Origin of the sequence: Neisseria sp. HMSC065C04, from assembly GCF_001815375.1 — a bacterium.
GTDB classification, from domain to species: Bacteria; Pseudomonadota; Gammaproteobacteria; order Burkholderiales; family Neisseriaceae; genus Neisseria; species Neisseria flavescens_D.
On the sequence record NZ_KV820419.1, the window covers coordinates 18786 to 35505 of the forward strand.

16 protein-coding genes are annotated in these 16720 nt (G+C 48.3%); 4 read left to right on the forward strand and 12 right to left on the reverse strand.

Annotation, left to right across the window (positions count from 1 at the left end):
* Positions 1 to 70: 70 nt before the first annotated feature.
* Entirely contained in the window at positions 71 to 1408 is a 1338-nt protein-coding gene (locus HMPREF3022_RS06830) for a GTPase/DUF3482 domain-containing protein (RefSeq protein WP_049332086.1), read from the reverse strand.
* Between the two features lie 573 nt (positions 1409 to 1981).
* A complete protein-coding gene (locus HMPREF3022_RS06835; protein WP_079453694.1) occupies positions 1982 to 2443 on the reverse strand; it encodes a winged helix-turn-helix transcriptional regulator in 462 nt (153 codons plus the stop codon).
* 216 nt (positions 2444 to 2659) lie between these two features.
* Here HMPREF3022_RS06835 and alr point away from each other — a divergent pair, with 216 nt between their 5' ends.
* The gene (gene alr / locus HMPREF3022_RS06840; RefSeq protein WP_070765356.1) at positions 2660 to 3718 is read left to right on the forward strand and encodes an alanine racemase; all 1059 of its coding nucleotides are present in this window, start codon (positions 2660 to 2662) and stop codon (positions 3716 to 3718) included.
* Positions 3719 to 3777: 59 nt separating this feature from the next.
* On the opposite strand, the gene HMPREF3022_RS06845 is transcribed toward alr, so the two are convergent.
* Positions 3778 to 4521 carry a pseudouridine synthase gene (locus HMPREF3022_RS06845; protein WP_070765357.1) on the reverse strand — a complete coding sequence of 248 codons (744 nt, stop codon included), beginning with the start codon at positions 4519 to 4521 and terminating at the stop codon, positions 3778 to 3780.
* A gap of 330 nt (positions 4522 to 4851) precedes the next feature.
* Here HMPREF3022_RS06845 and HMPREF3022_RS06850 point away from each other — a divergent pair, with 330 nt between their 5' ends.
* A complete protein-coding gene (locus HMPREF3022_RS06850; RefSeq protein WP_070765358.1) occupies positions 4852 to 6933 on the forward strand; it encodes a carbon starvation CstA family protein in 2082 nt (693 codons plus the stop codon).
* Positions 6923 to 7117, forward strand: coding sequence for a YbdD/YjiX family protein (locus tag HMPREF3022_RS06855; protein WP_003747442.1), 195 nt, complete (start codon positions 6923 to 6925; stop codon positions 7115 to 7117). The genes HMPREF3022_RS06850 and HMPREF3022_RS06855 overlap by 11 nt, the downstream gene beginning before the upstream one ends.
* Before the next feature lie 117 nt (positions 7118 to 7234).
* Here HMPREF3022_RS06855 and HMPREF3022_RS06860 read toward each other — a convergent pair whose 3' ends face one another.
* From HMPREF3022_RS06860 to ppsA, 5 genes are all read right to left on the reverse strand, one after another.
* Positions 7235 to 7525 carry a chaperone modulator CbpM gene (locus HMPREF3022_RS06860; protein WP_003747441.1) on the reverse strand — a complete coding sequence of 97 codons (291 nt, stop codon included), beginning with the start codon at positions 7523 to 7525 and terminating at the stop codon, positions 7235 to 7237.
* Positions 7526 to 7540: 15 nt separating this feature from the next.
* Positions 7541 to 8500, reverse strand: coding sequence for a DnaJ C-terminal domain-containing protein (locus HMPREF3022_RS06865; protein ID WP_070765359.1), 960 nt, complete (start codon positions 8498 to 8500; stop codon positions 7541 to 7543).
* A 205-nt stretch (positions 8501 to 8705) separates the two neighbouring features.
* A complete protein-coding gene (locus HMPREF3022_RS06870; protein ID WP_049332075.1) occupies positions 8706 to 9188 on the reverse strand; it encodes a hypothetical protein in 483 nt (160 codons plus the stop codon).
* Positions 9189 to 9358: 170 nt separating this feature from the next.
* Entirely contained in the window at positions 9359 to 10063 is a 705-nt protein-coding gene (locus HMPREF3022_RS06875) for a peptidoglycan DD-metalloendopeptidase family protein (RefSeq protein WP_049332073.1), read from the reverse strand.
* Positions 10064 to 10333: 270 nt separating this feature from the next.
* Positions 10334 to 12718 carry a phosphoenolpyruvate synthase gene (gene ppsA / locus HMPREF3022_RS06880; RefSeq protein ID WP_049332071.1) on the reverse strand — a complete coding sequence of 795 codons (2385 nt, stop codon included), beginning with the start codon at positions 12716 to 12718 and terminating at the stop codon, positions 10334 to 10336.
* Positions 12719 to 13135: 417 nt separating this feature from the next.
* Between ppsA and HMPREF3022_RS06885 the strand changes: the two genes are divergently transcribed.
* On the forward strand, positions 13136 to 13957 hold the full coding sequence (locus HMPREF3022_RS06885) for a posphoenolpyruvate synthetase regulatory kinase/phosphorylase PpsR (RefSeq protein ID WP_036491303.1): 822 nt from the start codon (positions 13136 to 13138) through the stop codon (positions 13955 to 13957).
* A gap of 55 nt (positions 13958 to 14012) precedes the next feature.
* Here the strand turns inward: HMPREF3022_RS06885 and dcd are convergent, their stop codons facing one another.
* The 4 genes from dcd to rdgC all read right to left on the reverse strand — a co-directional run.
* The gene (gene dcd, locus HMPREF3022_RS06890) at positions 14013 to 14579 is read right to left on the reverse strand and encodes a dCTP deaminase (RefSeq protein WP_003680541.1); all 567 of its coding nucleotides are present in this window, start codon (positions 14577 to 14579) and stop codon (positions 14013 to 14015) included.
* A 125-nt stretch (positions 14580 to 14704) separates the two neighbouring features.
* Positions 14705 to 15136: an MORN repeat-containing protein gene (locus tag HMPREF3022_RS06895; protein WP_070765360.1), complete on the reverse strand. Its 432-nt coding sequence runs from the start codon at positions 15134 to 15136 to the stop codon at positions 14705 to 14707.
* Between the two features lie 22 nt (positions 15137 to 15158).
* Entirely contained in the window at positions 15159 to 15941 is a 783-nt protein-coding gene (locus HMPREF3022_RS06900; RefSeq protein WP_070765361.1) for an ADP-ribosylglycohydrolase family protein, read from the reverse strand.
* A 78-nt stretch (positions 15942 to 16019) separates the two neighbouring features.
* Positions 16020 to 16720 (reverse strand): recombination-associated protein RdgC (gene rdgC / locus HMPREF3022_RS06905; protein WP_070765362.1); only part of this gene is annotated, 701 nt, incomplete at its 5' end.

Sequence of the window (16720 nt, forward strand, 5' to 3'; positions counted from 1 at the left end):
GTATTTGCTAAGATTAAAAGGCCGTCTGAAACATTTGGATTTCAGACGGCCTTTTTGTTATGCCGCAATTCTAAGCTTTTAATTTCTCGCTTAAAGAACCGACATAGGCTGCGCGTTCGTTACGGCTGAGTTCGGGCTGGTGTGTGTTAAGCGAAGACCATTTGCGGTTGCTTCGTGCTTTGTTGAGTTCGCTTGGTAATTTTGCCGCATTCCATGGTGCTTTGCGTTCTTTTAGTTCGATATGCGACTGAGCCGCATGTCCGCGTGTTTGCAAGACGTGCAACAAATCCAGTGCGCGTGCGGCGAGCAGGGTAAGGGTTTCCGGATCGGTATGCAGGGTTTGTCGGCCGTTGATTTTGTCGGTGATGTCTTGGGCATTGGGCAAAATGCCGCCCAACAGTCCGCCGATGGCTGTGCCCAAACCAAGCGAGCCGCCAAGCGTGGCAATGTCCAAACCCAGGCCGATGAGAGCGCCTGCGGTTGCGCCGGTACCGGTACGGATGCCGTAATGTTTGAGCAACTCGCTGTCAAACGGATCTTGTTTGAAGGCTTTGGGCATCCATGTGCTGTCGCTGCCGACTTCGTCGTGATAGAAGCGGTAAAGTGTGAACAGGCGTTGTTGCATTTGCCGCTCAAGTTGGCGGATTTCCGATTGCATGACTTCCAAAGTCGGGGCAGGGTCGTCGTTTTCGGCAATTTCTTGGGTGAATGCGGCGGCATCCAGTAGAAAATCAGCAATTTCACGGCGCGCTTCCGTATCCAGCCGTTGCCACTCGCGACGGCGCATATTAATGAGGCGGTCGAGGATGTCGCGCTTAGGTAACATGGTGGCAAGGTTGTCCCACAATCGGATTTCGCCTTCAAAGTCGAAGGCAACGGTATCGAAACCGGCGTAAACATGCAGGTTTCTGCGGGCGAGCATATTAGTCCAAGCAGTCAGGTCTTGATTTTGGGTGAAGTTGAACACGGGCATGATGGGCTTGGCGCACCAAGACAAAATGGTCAGCTCGTCTTTGTATTTGTCGAGGACGGGTTCCCGTGCATCGATGACGTACATGGCCATATCGCTTTGCATGACTTGGCGCAGCACTTTGGCCTCTTGGTTGAATTCGTGATGCGCTTCATGATTGCTGAGGAATTGCTGAATGCGCTCAATACCGTCATCGCGTGCGGATGTGTGGGTTTCCAGCCAGTCCAACACGCCACCGGCATCTTCAAGGCCGGGTGTGTCGTAGAGATAAACCAAGCTGTCGTCGCCGTCGTTGATAAGGGCTTCTTCGACATGGCGCGTGGTAGATGGCGCGTTTTTCACTTCGCCGAAGGTGCTGTCGCGCAAAAGCGTACGTAAGAGCGAGGTTTTGCCTGTGTTGGTATGGCCGACGACGGCAAGGGAAAGTGGGGTGGTCATGGTCTTTGGGTTGGGTTGATATGGACTATGAAAGTGTGAGTATGGAGCCGTTTATCTTTAGTGGCAATATATGTTTCAGACGGCCCTAAATTTTTTATATATGGGCGAAAATAGCAAGAAAAAGAGGGGAATAGCGGATTTGTTGTTTTTTAGCAAAATACTTGAAAATAGATAGGAAAACAGTTGACAGGAGGGTAGAAGGCTAGGATAATTCGCGCCGTTAAGTTGCTTGATGCAGCTTGATTTTTCTCCTCTATTTCTCCTTTGTAGACTTGGCGCATATCAAAACGGTATGCGCATTTTTTTATCTACATTGAAACATGATTACATTTAAGATCTGTAAATCGAATAATTAAGAAACTTTACAAGAAAAATACTTGCGCGGTTGAATATCTTGTTGCATAATTCGTTTCGTTAGCTGGTTCGAGTAGTCAGTTAATAGTTTCTCCTCTATTTCTCCTTTGTAGACTTGGCACACATTCTGTCGGATGTGTGCATTTTTTTTTGCCTATTTAAAATAAAGGCCGTCTGAATGTTGTAATCTTTCAGACGGCCTTTGTGTGTTGAATAGAATTAGATGTCTAATACTACTTCTTCTTTGACTTCTTCCATGACAACATAACTGCGGCTTTCGGACGCAGCCGGCAGTTGCAGCAGGATATTGCCGAGCATATCGCGATAGGCGGACATATTGGGCAGGCGGACTTTGATAAGGTAGTCGTATTCGCCGGAGACTAAGTGGCATTCCAGAATTTGCGGAATCTTCAGCACTTCGCGTTTGAAGTCTTCAAAAATATTGCCGGATTTGGAGCGCAGTTTCAGCTCGACAAAGACCAGGAGGCTTTGGCCTAAAGCATGAGGATTCAGATGGGCGTGATAGCCGGTAATAAGGTTGTCGCGTTCCAAGCGGCGGACGCGTTCGGTTACCGGCGTGGTGGAGAGGCCGACTTTTTCAGCCAATTCGGTCATGGGGATACGTGCGTTTTGTTGTAGGAGCTTGAGAATTTTTAAGTCGGTTTTGTCGAGTTCTTTCATGGCCTTGATGTCTGTCGTTTTCATTTGGATTGAATCATAACCTTAAAACAGCCTGAGAAGAAGCATAAATGCCTAAAGGCGCGCATGAGTTCTAGATTATGAATAGATTAATCTTGTGTATTTCATGGAATCCTGTGTAGTTTTTGACCTATAATATTTACTTCAAAGTAATAGGGCAGGCCGTCTGAAACGGAATGCCGATAAGAGGAATACATTATGCGTCCGCTCAATGCGCAAATCCGTTTGGATAATTTACGTCAAAATTATCGTTTTCTCAAAGAGTTGCACGGCAATAAATTGTTGGCTGTGATTAAGGCCGATGCTTACGGGCATGGTGCGGTCAGATGTGCACACGCGTTGGCGGATATTGCCGACGGCTTTGCGGTGGCAACGGTAGATGAAGGCGTGGAGCTGCGTCAAAATGGCATTAAAAATCCGATTGTTTTGTTGGAAGGCGTGTTTGAGGCTGCGGAGTATGCGGATGTTGACCGTTATGATTTGTGGCCGGCAATCGGCAGCCAATGGCAACTGGAGGCGTTTGTGCATCATGAGTGGCAACGTCCGACAACTGTATGGCTGAAAATGGACTCTGGTATGCACCGTGCCGGTTTCTTTCCGCATAACTATGCCGCCGCCTATACAGCATTGAAACAATCCGAATCGGTTGAAAATATTGTGAAATTCAGCCATTTTGCCTGCGCGGACGAACCGGAAAACGGCATGACCGAAATGCAGCTTGAAGCGTTTGATTTGGCGTGTGAGGGTTTGGAAGGCGAAGAGAGCTTGGCCAATTCCGCCGCGATTTTGAACGTGCCTGAAGCGCGCCGCGATTGGGGTCGTGCCGGTCTGGCCTTATATGGTATTTCGCCTTTCGGCGGCGTGGATGATCGTTTGAAACCGGTTATGCGCCTGACTTCCCGCGTTTTCGGCGAGCGCGTGTTGCAGCCGCATTCACCGATTGGTTACGGCGCAACGTTCTACACCAGCAAATCTACCCGTGTCGGTTTGATTGCCTGCGGCTATGCCGACGGTTATCCGCGTCGCGCTTCCACTAATTCCCCTGTGGCGGTGGATGGTAAGCGTAGCCGTATTATCGGCAGGGTATCTATGGATATGATTACGGTTGAGTTGGAAGCCTCGAAAGAGGGCTTGGGCGCGGAAGTCGAGCTTTGGGGCGATGTAATTAATATCAATGAAGTTTCCGAAGTTGCCGGTATGATTCCGTACGAAATCCTTTGCAATATCAAACGTGCGAAGTTTACTTATATCGAGTAAGCAGTAAAAGATAAGGCCGTCTGAAATGTGTTTTCAGACGGCCTTTTTGTTATCTGCAATTAAAACGATTCGTCAGCGCGTAAATAACGCCATTTGCCCGGCGGCAGTCTGCCGAGTTTGACTTTGCCCATGCGGATGCGTTTCAAACCGACGACGCGCAGGCCGACCAGTTCGCACATACGGCGGATTTGGCGTTTTTTGCCTTGTCGCAAAATAAAGCGCAACTGGTCTTCGTTTTGCCATTCGACTTTGGCGGGGCGCAATTTTTCTCCGTCCAAACTCAAGCCGTGGTTGAGCAGTGCGAGGCCTTTGTCGTCCAGTTTACCACGGACGCGGACGAGGTATTCTTTTTCGCTGCTGCTGTTTTCGCCAATCAGTTGTTTGGCAATGCGTCCGTCCTGAGTGAGTACTAACAATCCGACGGAGTCGATATCCAGGCGGCCGGCAGGAGCCAAGCCGAATTTGTGCTTTTCGCTGAAAGGGATACGGCTGTCGTCGCCTTCCCAATGGTTTTCGGTTGTGATGAGTTCGGCGGCGGACTTATAGCCTTTTTCTGCCTGCGCGCTGACGTAGCCGACAGGTTTGTTCAGAAGGATGGTTACACGCGCGGCTTGTTTTTCATGGGCTTGTTTGTTGAGGTCGATGCGGTCGCGCTCGGTGACTTTTTGACCGAGTACGGCGGTTTGGCCGTTGACTTTGACCCAGCCTTGCTCGATGTAGCTGTCTGCCTCGCGGCGCGAGCATAAGCCTAATTGCGCCATGCGTTTGGAGAGGCGCATGGTTTCGGAATCGTTGTTTTGCATGGTATAGCAATATAGAGAAATGGGAATATCGGATTATAGCATTGACCGTTTGTCAGGCCGTCTGAAAACTGAATATTTGGGTTTTCAGACGGCCTTTCGTTTGCTATATGTTAAGGAATATTTGGTTTTGAAGTAAAAAATGAAGGGTATATTGTCTGTTTGTGTTAACCTTACGGGCGAACTAATCATTTTGTTTTCAGTCGAATTGGGGTTGAAATGACATTTCACTCATGAAATCATGAAGACTATAATGACTGGTCTTTCTGAAGCGCATTAAGGCAGTTTGTCGCTAAAGCAAGCCTTGGTGCATCACGTTTTAAGGATAAATCAATGAAATCGCTCAAATCATTTTTGATCTGGGGCATTGTGGTTTTGGTAGGCTTGGCCTCCTTTACTACTTTAGCTCTCAGTCGCGGCGAGCGTGTCAGTGCGATTTGGATGGTTACGGCCGCCATTTCGGTATACTGCATTGCCTACCGTTTTTACAGTCTTTACATTGCCAATCGTGTGATGCAGCTTGATCCTAACCGTCTGACTCCGGCAGAACGCCACAATGACGGCTTGGACTATGTTCCCACACATAAAGGCGTACTGTTCGGCCACCACTTTGCCGCTATTGCCGGCGCAGGCCCTCTGGTTGGTCCTGTATTGGCAGCGCAAATGGGTTATCTGCCCGGTACTTTGTGGATTATCTTCGGCGTGGTATTTGCCGGTGCCGTACAGGATATGATGGTCTTGTTCGTCTCCATGCGCCGTGACGGTAAGTCTTTGGGCGATATCGTGAAACAAGAACTCGGTACTGTTCCCGGCGTGATTGCGTCTATCGGTATTTTGATGATTATGGTCATCATTATGGCGGTGTTGGCACTGATCGTTGTGAAAGCATTGGTTCACAGTTCTTGGGGTACGTTCACCATCGCAGCGACTATGCCGATTGCCCTGTTTATGGGTATCTACACCCGTTACATCCGTCCGGGCAAAATTGGCGAGATTTCCATCGTCGGCTTTATTTTGCTGATGTTGGCCGTGATTTACGGTGAAGATGTTGCCCACAGCTCCTTCGGTCATTGGTTCGACCTTGACGGCATTCAGCTGACTTGGGCGATTATGATTTACGGTTTCGTGGCCTCCGTATTGCCAGTTTGGCTCTTGCTGACTCCGCGCGATTATCTGTCTACCTTCCTGAAAATCGGTACGATTGCAGCTTTGGCTTTGGGTATCGTTATTGTTAACCCGACTCTGCAAATGCCTGCAGTTACCCACTTTATTGACGGTTCAGGCCCGGTATTCTCCGGTGCATTGTTCCCATTCTTGTTCATTACCATTGCTTGTGGTGCGGTTTCAGGCTTCCATGCGTTGATTTCTTCCGGTACTACGCCAAAAATGGTGGAAAACGAAACCCACGTCCGCATGATCGGTTACGGTGGCATGATTATGGAAAGTTTTGTGGCCATTATGGCTCTGGCTGCCGCCGCTTCGCTTGATCCAGGCGTGTACTTCGCGATGAACAGCCCGGCCGCGCTGATTGGTACGGATGCCAACACAGCTGCCGAAGTCATCACCACTAAACTGAATTTCTCTGTTGATGCCGCAACCCTGTTGCACACTGCTAAAGAAGTGGGCGAAAACACCATTCTGTCCCGTGCAGGCGGTGCACCAACTCTTGCAGTTGGTATGGCACACATCATGAGCCGTCTGATTCCGGGTGAAGCCATGATGGCGTTCTGGTATCACTTTGCCTTGCTGTTTGAAGCCTTGTTCATCTTGACCGCGGTTGACGCCGGTACACGCGTTGCCCGTTTCATGATTCAAGACTTGGGCAGTATCTTCTACAAACCATTCGGTAACACCGACTCTATCCCTGCCAACTTGGTTGCAACATTCTTTGCTGTGGCATTGTGGGGTTACTTCCTCTATACCGGCGTAACCGACCCTCTGGGCGGTATTAACTCGCTCTGGCCGTTGTTTGGTATCGCCAACCAAATGCTTGCAGGCGTAGCGTTGATTATGTGTACCGTTGTATTGGTGAAAATGAAACGCGACCGCTATGTTTGGGTAACCTTGGTTCCTGCTGTCGGCGTATTGTTCGTAACCTGCTATGCCGGTTTGCAAAAACTGTTCCACAGCGACCCACGCGTCAGCTTCTTGGCTCACGCAGGCAAATACCGCGATGCCTTGGCTTCAGGCGAAGTCCTTGCTCCTGCTAAAGACATTGGCGAAATGTCACAAATCATCTTCAACGACCAAATCAATGCCGGTTTGACCGCTTTGTTCCTGGCAGTTGTCGTGATTGTCGCCGTGTACGGTTTGCGTACTGCCATGAAAGCCCGCAAAGTCGGTTGGCCAACTGCTAAAGAAATTCCAGCAGTGTACCGCGACGGTAAACAGCCGGAGGCTCAAAGTGAAGCATAAGCTTGCATCTTGGTGGAAAACCATCAAGCTGACAGCAAACTTGATGGCTGGTGTCCCAGATTATGAAAACTACGTTGCCCGCCAGCGCAAACATAATCCCAATGCGCCGGTCATGACCGAGCTGCAATTCCAAGACTACTGCCGCAAACGCCGTTGCGGCGGCAACGGCGGACGCTGTTGTTAATGAAGGCATAAAAAGGCCGTCTGAAAATATTTTCAGACGGCCTTTCATTATGGAATATCAATAAAAATCAAAAACTTTATCTTTTCATCAATATTTAATCGAACAACTTGCCAATATTTACTCTTCTTCGAGCAGTACCAGCGGACGCTGTATTTTTCTGAGCTCTTCCACCTCGTCTAACAGCCGCATAATCAGCCCCAATGCAGGAATGCCGGCCTCAAAATCACGGCTTAAGCGTTGTGCGCGACGGATGCGGGCAAGATGAAAACCACTGAAGGTGCTTTTTTCGGGCGCACCATCTATGCTGATAATGTCTTCTGCTATAAGTTCCAACAGCCAATCACGACGGCAGCGGCTGGCGGCAACGATTTCTTCAAAAGTAAGGGTAACATCGGAGGACTGAATCATAATTTATCCTTTCTCTTATGCTTGTTTCGCGGCAAAGTGTTCGGCCAATTTTTCCCATGCGGCACGGTCGGCTTCGCTCTCTACTGGCGGAACATTAATGCGGATATTGAGATAAAGGTCTCCGGCTTCTTTTGCAGGGATACCTTTGCCTTTGAGGCGGATGCTTTTACCGCTTTGGCTGTTGGCAGGCAGATTGACCTGTAAGCGACCTGAAGCGGTAGGGACGATCATTTTGCCGCCCAATACGGCTTCCCAAGGTTTGACATCTATTGTTTGATATACATCTTTCCTATTTTTGACGTATAAATCAGGTTGGTCGTGGAACTTGATTTTTAAGTACAAGTCACCGTTTTCTCCACCGTTATATCCCGGCAAACCTTGGCCGGCCAAACGGATTTGTTGGCCTTCTGCAATGCCTTTGGGAATTTTGACGTTGAGGGTTTTATTTTGATAAACCGCACGTCCGTATTCGTCTAGAGTCGGCACATTCAAAGTCATGCTACGTTCTGCGCCAACATACGCTGCGTAAATATCAATACTCAATTCAGCATGTTGATCCTCGCCTTTTATTGGGCCGCGGGGTTGCTCGGAACGAGTGTGGGATTGGCGGAATGATGAAAACAGATCTTCAAAATTGAAGTCTCCCGCTCCGAACGGTTCGCCTTCATGACGTTCATAGCGGAAGCTGCCGCCATTAAATCCATTGCCAAACGGATTGCCGCCTTGACCGAACGGATTGCCTCCGGCGCTGCGTCCGTAAGGATTAGCCAACATTTCATCGTATTCGGCCCGCTTTTCTTTGTCGGAAAGCGTTTCGTAGGCACGGTTGATTTCTACTGTACGTTCGGCTGCGTCAGGTTCTTTGCTGACATCGGGGTGGTATTTGCGCACCAGTTTTCGGTAGGCTTTTTTGATTTCGGCCTCATCCGCATCTTTGGCAACGCCTAGTATTTCATAATAGTTTTTTTCTGCCATGTTATTCCTTTGACTGCTAATATACAAAATTCTTATAGTTTTAATAATTGAGGGTAGATATTCTAAAATCAAGGGCGTTGAAAATAAAATTCTCTATTTCTGACAATGATTAATGAATAATTTATTTCTTTGTTTCTAGAGAAATAGAAAATATAAAGGCCGTCTGAAATACGGTTTTTCAGACGGCCTTTATCAAATTGGGGTTTTATTTGTTTTGAGCATTTTTTTGTTCGCGGACCACCCATTGGGCAATATCTGAACCCAATACTTTAGAAGTGCGGTTCAAGACGGCGCAAGAGCTTTTATAAGCGCCAAACATGCCGCCGGAAGAGTTGCGGGTAAAGGTTTTTTTATTAACTTGTTTACCGTCAACATACAAAGTGGCTGAAACCGCCATCCCTTTGGCGTGACCGATAAAGGCATTGCCTGCACTCATGGCGGAAGTGATAGCGATATCTGCGTATGTGCCTTGTTTTTTACCGTCACGGACAACTGTTACATCGCTTTTGGCTGCAGTTTCTTGCAAAGATTTGGACATGATGCTGCCCACTTCTAAACACTCAGAAACAATACGGGTATCGATTTCTTCTTTATCGCGGTAAGGAATGCTTTCATCAATATGGACATCTGCGCTGGCAAATGCAGATGCAAACAAGAATGCGGTTGCAAGGATACTGCTAGGAGACATAGTAGGGTACCTGAAATGGAATGTTAAAAAGAGTTGTTATTGTATAACGGCATTTACACTCAATCAACATAAGTTAAATAGGAAAAGATTTTGTTGAAATAGCTGTTATAGCAAGATAATCAAAAGGCCGTCTGAAATACTGCTATTCAGACGGCCTTTTGATTGGGGCATTAATTTGTTCTAGTCAAATAAGGCAGGGGATCGACTGCTTTGCCGTTTAGACGAACTTCAAAATGAAGCTTGACGCTGTCTGTATCGCTGCTGCCCATGGTCGCAATAACTTGACCTGCTTGGACTTTTTGATCTTTTTGTACCAAAAGCGTGTCGTTGTGGGCATAGGCGGTAATGGTGTAGTCGTTGTGGCTGATTAAAATCAGCTTGCCGTAGCCGCGTACTTCTTCGCCAACGTAGATGACGGTACCGGCTGCGGCAGAACGGATTTGTTGGCCTTGCGTGCCTGCAATATCTATGCCTTTGCTGCTTGTGCCGTTGTAGCGTTGGATAATGGAGGATGAGGCGTTATCGGTCGGCCATTGCAAGCTTAACCGGTTGATCGGGGTAACGGCGGTTGCTTGGCGTTGCTGCGTAGCAGTATTGCGGGAGGCAACATGACGGCGGACGCGCAATACTTGGCCGACTTCGATTTGTGAGGCGTTGGGAAGGTTATTCCATGCAACCAGTGTGTTGACATTTTGTCCGTAGCGTTTGGCGATTTGGGTCAGGGTATCACCAGGGCGGACTTTGTAGTAGCCGTCGGGTACGGCGCGGTTGGAAGAGGTATTGTTGCCGGCGCAGGCTGCTAAGACGGCAATGGTGCTGATGAGTGCCAGACGTTTTAAGGCCGTCTGAAAGGTGGAAATAAAGTTTGTATTCATGGGATATTTTAAAATGTATCGTTATGCTGTGTATGATAGATAGGATGAGTGAAAAAAGGTTCACTCAAAAGGCATGGGGTAAAATACAGAAAGGCAGTATATTAACATTGAAAATTTGTGGATATGGCTGCATATTTTTTTATCATTTTGATGATAAAGGATTTTTTCAATAAGGTAAAAGAAAGTGAAAGTTTTTTCAGACGGCATTGAAGAAGGTAATAAAAATCCCCTGCCGGGATAAACGGGCAGGGGATTTTTGTCTCATCGAACTTATTTGTTCAATTCGTTAGCCAGATACAGCCAGGTTTCAATGACGGTATCAGGGTTGAGCGATACGCTTTCGATACCTTCTTCAACCAGCCATTTGGCAAAGTCCGGATGGTCTGATGGGCCTTGACCGCAAATGCCGACGTATTTGTTTTGTTTGCGACAGGCAGAGATTGCCAAGTGCAACATCACTTTAACGGCAGGGTTGCGCTCGTCGAAGGAGTCAGATACCAAACCGCTGTCACGGTCGAGGCCGAGGGTCAGCTGGGTCATGTCGTTAGAGCCGATGGAGAAGCCATCGAAGTATTGCAGGAATTGTTCTGCCAATACAGCGTTGCTTGGCAACTCGCACATCATGATCAGGCGCAGGCCGTTTTTGCCGCGTTCTAAACCGTTTTCTTTCAAGGCTTTAACAACGGCTTCTGCTTCACCCAAAGTACGAACGAATGGAATCATGATTTCGACGTTGGTCAAACCCATTTCATCGCGAACGCGTTTCAAGGCTTTGCACTCGAGTGCGAAGCAGTCTTTGAAGTTATCGGCTACATAACGCGCTGCACCACGGAAGCCCAACATTGGGTTTTCTTCGTGCGGTTCGTAGATGCTGCCACCCACCAAGTTAGCGTACTCGTTGGATTTGAAGTCAGACATACGAACGATGGTTTTGCGTGGATAAACCGAAGCAGCCAAAGTTGCCACACCTTCTGCGATTTTATCGACATAGAAGTCGACAGGAGAAGCGTAGCCGGCGATGCGGCGGGTAATTTCCGCTTTCAATTCATCGTCTTGTTTGTCAAATTCTAACAAGGCTTTGGGGTGGATACCGATTTGACGGTTGATGATGAATTCCATACGCGCCAAGCCGATGCCTTCGCTAGGCAGGTTGGCGAAGCTGAATGCCAATTCAGGGTTACCAACGTTCATCATTACTTTTACAGGGGCTTTAGGCATGTTGTCCAAAGCAACATCGGTAATTTGTACGTCCAGCAAGCCTGAGTAGATGAAGCCGGTATCGCCTTCGGCACAAGATACGGTAACTTCTTGGCCGTCTGAAAGCAGATCGGTTGCGTCGCCGCAGCCGACTACGGCCGGAATACCCAATTCACGCGCGATAATCGCTGCGTGGCAGGTACGGCCGCCACGGTTGGTCACGATGGCGGAAGCACGTTTCATCACCGGTTCCCAATCCGGGTCGGTCATGTCGGTAACGAGTACGTCGCCTGCTTCAACGGAATCCATCTCGGAAGCATCTTTCACCAGGCGCACTTTGCCTTGGCCGACTTTTTGACCGATGGCACGGCCTTCGCACAAGACAACTTTTTCGCCGTTGATAGAGAAGCGACGCAGATTGCGGCTGCTGTCTTCTTGGGATTTCACGGTCTCAGGACGGGCTTGCAGGATGTAGAGTTTGCCGTCCAAACCGTCGCGGCCCCATTCGATGTCCATTGGGCGGCCGTAGTGTTTTTCGATGGTCAGCGCGTAATGAGCCAACTCGGTTACTTCGGCATCGGTAATGGAGAAGCGTTGACGGTCTTCTTCAGGTACATCAACGTTGGTCACAGATTTACCGGCTTCGGCTTTGTCGGTAAAGATCATTTTGATTTGTTTTGAACCCATGGTTTTGCGCAGGATAGCCGGTTTGCCTGCTTTCAAAGTAGGTTTGAATACATAGAATTCGTCAGGGTTTACCGCGCCCTGTACGACGTTTTCGCCCAGGCCGTAAGAAGAGGTAACGAAAACGACTTGGTCGTAACCGGATTCGGTATCGATGGTGAACATCACACCGGAGGCACCGCTGTCAGAGCGCACCATGCGTTGTACGCCTGCGGAAAGGGCAACGATGTCGTGTTCGAAGCCTTTGTGGACACGGTAAGAAATGGCACGGTCGTTGTACAGGGAAGCGAATACATGGTGCATGGCTTCTTTAACGTTTTCTAAGCCGTTGATGTTCAAGAAGGTTTCTTGTTGACCTGCAAAAGAAGCATCCGGCAGGTCTTCTGCTGTTGCGGAAGAACGTACGGCAACGGAGATGTCCGCACCGCCGGCATCGGCAACCATTTTGTTCCAAGCTGTTTCGATTTCAGCATCCAGCTGTTCAGGGAACGGGGTATCCAAAATCCATTGACGGATTTCTTTACCCACGCGTGCCAATTCGGCAACGTCTTCAACATCCAGTTGTTTCAGGGCTTCGGAAATACGCTCGCTCAGACCATTGTGAGCCAGGAAAGCACGATAAGCTTCGGCTGTGGTTGCAAAACCGCCGGGAACGCGCACGCCTTTTTCAGTCAGTTGGCTGATCATTTCGCCCAAAGAGGCATTTTTACCGCCCACTCGCTCAACGTCAGTCATACGCAGGTTTTCAAACCAAATAACGTAGTTTTCGGCCATTTGTGTGTCCAATCCAATCCAAAAAATGTTAAAAAAGAAACAAATCCGCCTGCTTATTGTAGCCATTCGTTTGATGGCTGTCATGTGTTTTATCTTTTTAAAAATCACAAATTCGTCTGTGATATTGTGCTTTTCAGGCGTGTAGCCTTCTGAAATGTGAATATCAGATTCATGTTTTTACGTGTTATCTTCTTGTTAAATATGGAAAACAAAATAAGTTAATAAATTTAAGAATCGAAATTTATTTTGCAAACTTGGAATAAAATTTCAATAAATCTAAAAAAATAAAATTTTATTCCAATTTAAAATTTGTTCAAATTTGTTGTAATCCTGTGTAATCTCTCGGGAATCGCTTTATTGTAAAGGCTGTAACTGCTATGATTGCCGTCTGAAACGTTACCCTCAAGAGGATTCATTATGACTGATCCACGCCAAGTCTTCTATATTTCCGACCGAACCGGCCTGACCGCTGAAAATATCGGTGAAGCCTTGCTGAACCAATTTGGCAATGTTGAGTTCAAACGCCATACCTATCCGTTTATCGATACGCCTGAAAAAGCGCGTGCTGTTGTAGACAAAGTCAACCAGTCAGCTGAAAAATTCGGCGTGCGCCCGATTGCTTTTGTCAGTGTGGTCAATGACGAAATCCGTGAAATCATCAAGAAAGCCAATGCGTTCCATATTAATTTCTTTGAAACCTTTCTCGGTCTTTTGGAAAAGGAACTCAATACGGAGGCGGTTGCCGCCCGGCAGGGGCACCACAGTATCGGCAATACCCAACGCTATGATGCGCGTATGGAGGCGGTCAATTTTTCACTGAATCATGATGACGGCGTCAGCGATAAAAACCTGCAGGAAGCGGATGTGATTTTGATGGGCGTGTCCCGTTCGGGCAAAACGCCGACCTGTCTCTATCTGGCCCTGCAATACGGTATCCGCGCCGCAAACTATCCATTGATTCCCGATGATTTGGAATCGACCGATTTGCCGCGTATGGTCAAACCTTATAAAGACAAGCTGTTCGGCTTGACCATTCAGCCTGAGCGTCTGCAGGCTATCCGTCAGGAACGCCGTCCTAATTCGACTTATGCCAAAATCGATACTTGCCGCAGCGAGATTGCCGATGCGCAAAATATGTTCAAACGCCACGGAGTGCCGTTTACCAATACGACGGACAAATCTGTGGAAGAACTTGCTGTTCATATCTTGCAGGCTTGCAAGCTGAAACGCCGTTTCTAAATGAAATAAAAAAAGGCCGTCTGAAATTTCAGACAGCCTTTTTTTATTTTGTGTATTAGGTTTTAGGCAGGGTAACACCAGTTTGTCCCATGTATTTGCCGTTGCGGTCTTTGTATGAAGTTTCGCAGACTTCATCGCTTTCAAAGAACAAGACTTGGGCCACGCCTTCGCCTGCATAGATTTTGGCAGGCAGGGGGGTGGTGTTGGAAAACTCAAGCGTAACGTAGCCTTCCCACTCAGGCTCAAACGGGGTAACGTTGACGATAATGCCGCAGCGTGCGTAGGTGGACTTGCCTAAGCAGACGGTCAGGACGTTGCGCGGGATACGGAAATATTCGACTGTGCGCGCAAGTGCAAAGGAGTTGGGCGGAATGATGCAGCAGTCGTCTTCGACGGTTACGAAGTTTTTCGGGTCGAAGTTTTTCGGGTCGACGATGGTGCTGTTGATGTTGGTGAAGATTTTAAATTCATTGGCACAACGGATGTCGTAGCCGTAGCTGGATGTGCCGTAGGAGATGATGCGTTGGCCGTTGGCCTCTTTGATTTGGTTGGGCTCGAACGGCTCAATCATGCCGTGTTCTTCGGCCATGCGGCGTATCCATTTGTCGGATTTAATGCTCATGGTGGTTTTCCTGGGGTAAGGGTTGTTTGGAAATTTTTTGAAATCAACACAACAGCCTTTAGACAGGCTTGTCAATTGATGTTTCAGACGGCCTAAAAGCCGGATAAGGTCGTCTGAAAGGCTGTTTATTTGGTTTTGGACGCAGATTTCTTAGCCAGTTTGACTTCTTTAATCATACCGTCTTCGCATTTCATGATGAAGACGGGTGTGCCGTTTTGGGAGGCGGTAAAGTTTCCGTGCGCCCTGCCTTTTTTGAACACGCCCTCCAGCGTCATATTGCGTAATTTGGCGCTGTTGGAGGAGAAAGGTTCGATAAAGGTTTCGCTGTTGCCGGAAACGGTATATACGCCTTTGCCGTCAAATTTGCCGTTTTTAAATGAGCCGACATAGCTGCGGCCGTCTTGGCATTTCCATGTGCCTTTGCCGGATGGTTTGCCGTCTTTGCCGACATCGCCATCGTAAACGCAACCTTTTTCCTGATAAGGATTGATGGTTTCAGCAATGGCAGGCGTACCCAGCATGAAGGCGACGGGAAGTAGGGCGAGGTATTTCATCATTCATTCCTTTTTGCAGGCGGTTTCAGACGGCCTGATATTGGGATTCAAAAGTCAGCAGGGTTTCAGCAATACGGCGTGGCAATATGGCTAAAGCGTGTTCGCGCATGGATGCAGGGATACCATGGTAGGCTTCGGCAATACTGCCGGCAATGGCCGCCAAGGTATCGCTGTCTCCGCCTAGGGAAACCGCCAGTCGGATGGCGTGTTCAAAATCATCGCTTTCAAGAAAGGCGGTAACTGCTTGAGGTACGGTTTCCTGACAGCTTTCGTTGAAATGATAATGCAGGCGGATTTGGTCGCAACTTTGGCTCAAGTCGTAGCCGAATTGCCGTGTAATGTTTTCTTTGATTTGCGCTTTGCCTATACCGGTACGCGCCCAAAAGATGGCGGCAGCTACAGCTTGTGCACCTTTAATGCCTTCCGGATGGTTGTGCGTTACGATGGCGGATTGCTCAGCAAAATGCAGGGTTTCTTCCAATGTGGCAAATGCCCAACCAACGGCAGAAACACGCATGGCCGAGCCGTTGCCCCAGCTATTATAAGGTTCTGGATCTTTCCATTCTATCCATTGTGAGAAGCGGCCGCCATATGCGCCTTTGGGGCAGGGATATGCCCTACACCAGCCTTGTAAAATAGAGGCCAAATGATTGTTGCAGCCTTGTAAAACCCAGGCGGCAATGGCAACAGTGCAAATCGTGTCATCGGTAAAGTCGCTGTCGGGGCTGAAAATATCAAAATCGGTATGACGGTAGTTGTCAAACTCAAATCGTGATCCGGCAATATCGCCGATGACTGCGCCCAACATCATGACATCCTTTCTGATACTTCTATTTATATTTCAGACGGCCTTTGATATTTCCCAATCAAAAGGCCGTCTGAAAAATTACTCTTGCCAGCCGCCCAAATAAGAAACCAGTTCTTCCAACATGGTGCTGATGGCTTCGGTCATCAGGATTTGCGAGGCAAAGGCGAGGCTGGCGGCATCGTCGCCGTTGCTTTCCGCTTCTTCTTGCAAAACGTCCAGATACTGGATGCGTTTGAGTGTAAAGTCTTGGGTAAGGATGAATGCGATTTGTTCTCGCCATACCAAGCCAAGCTGGGTAACAGTTTTGCCGTTTTTGACGTGTTGTACCACTTCATCGGCGGTCAGGTCTTGTTTGGAAACTTTGACGACCGGGACAACATCGCCTACGCCTTTGAGTTCGCAATCGCTGTCCAATTCAAAACCGCCTTCACAGTGGCCTTGCAGCAGCCAGCTGGTCATCAGGGAGGAGGGCGATTGTTTGGTGTTGGGCAGAGCGGCTTCTAAACCACCTAAGGCTTCGCGCAGTTTGGTCAGGATGTTTTCTGCTTTGGCAGATGCGGCATTGTTGACCAAAAGATACCCGTGGCGCGTGTCGAAAATCGCCTGTGTGCGGCTGCTGCGCGTAAAAGCGCGGGGCAGCAGGTCGTCAGTAATCTGTTCTTTCAGCTCTTGTTTTTCCTTACGGCCGACATTGCGCGCTTCGTTGTTTTGGATTTCCAAAACCTTTTCATCCAAAATATCGCGGATCACGCCGGCAGGCAGGACTTTTTCTTCTTTTT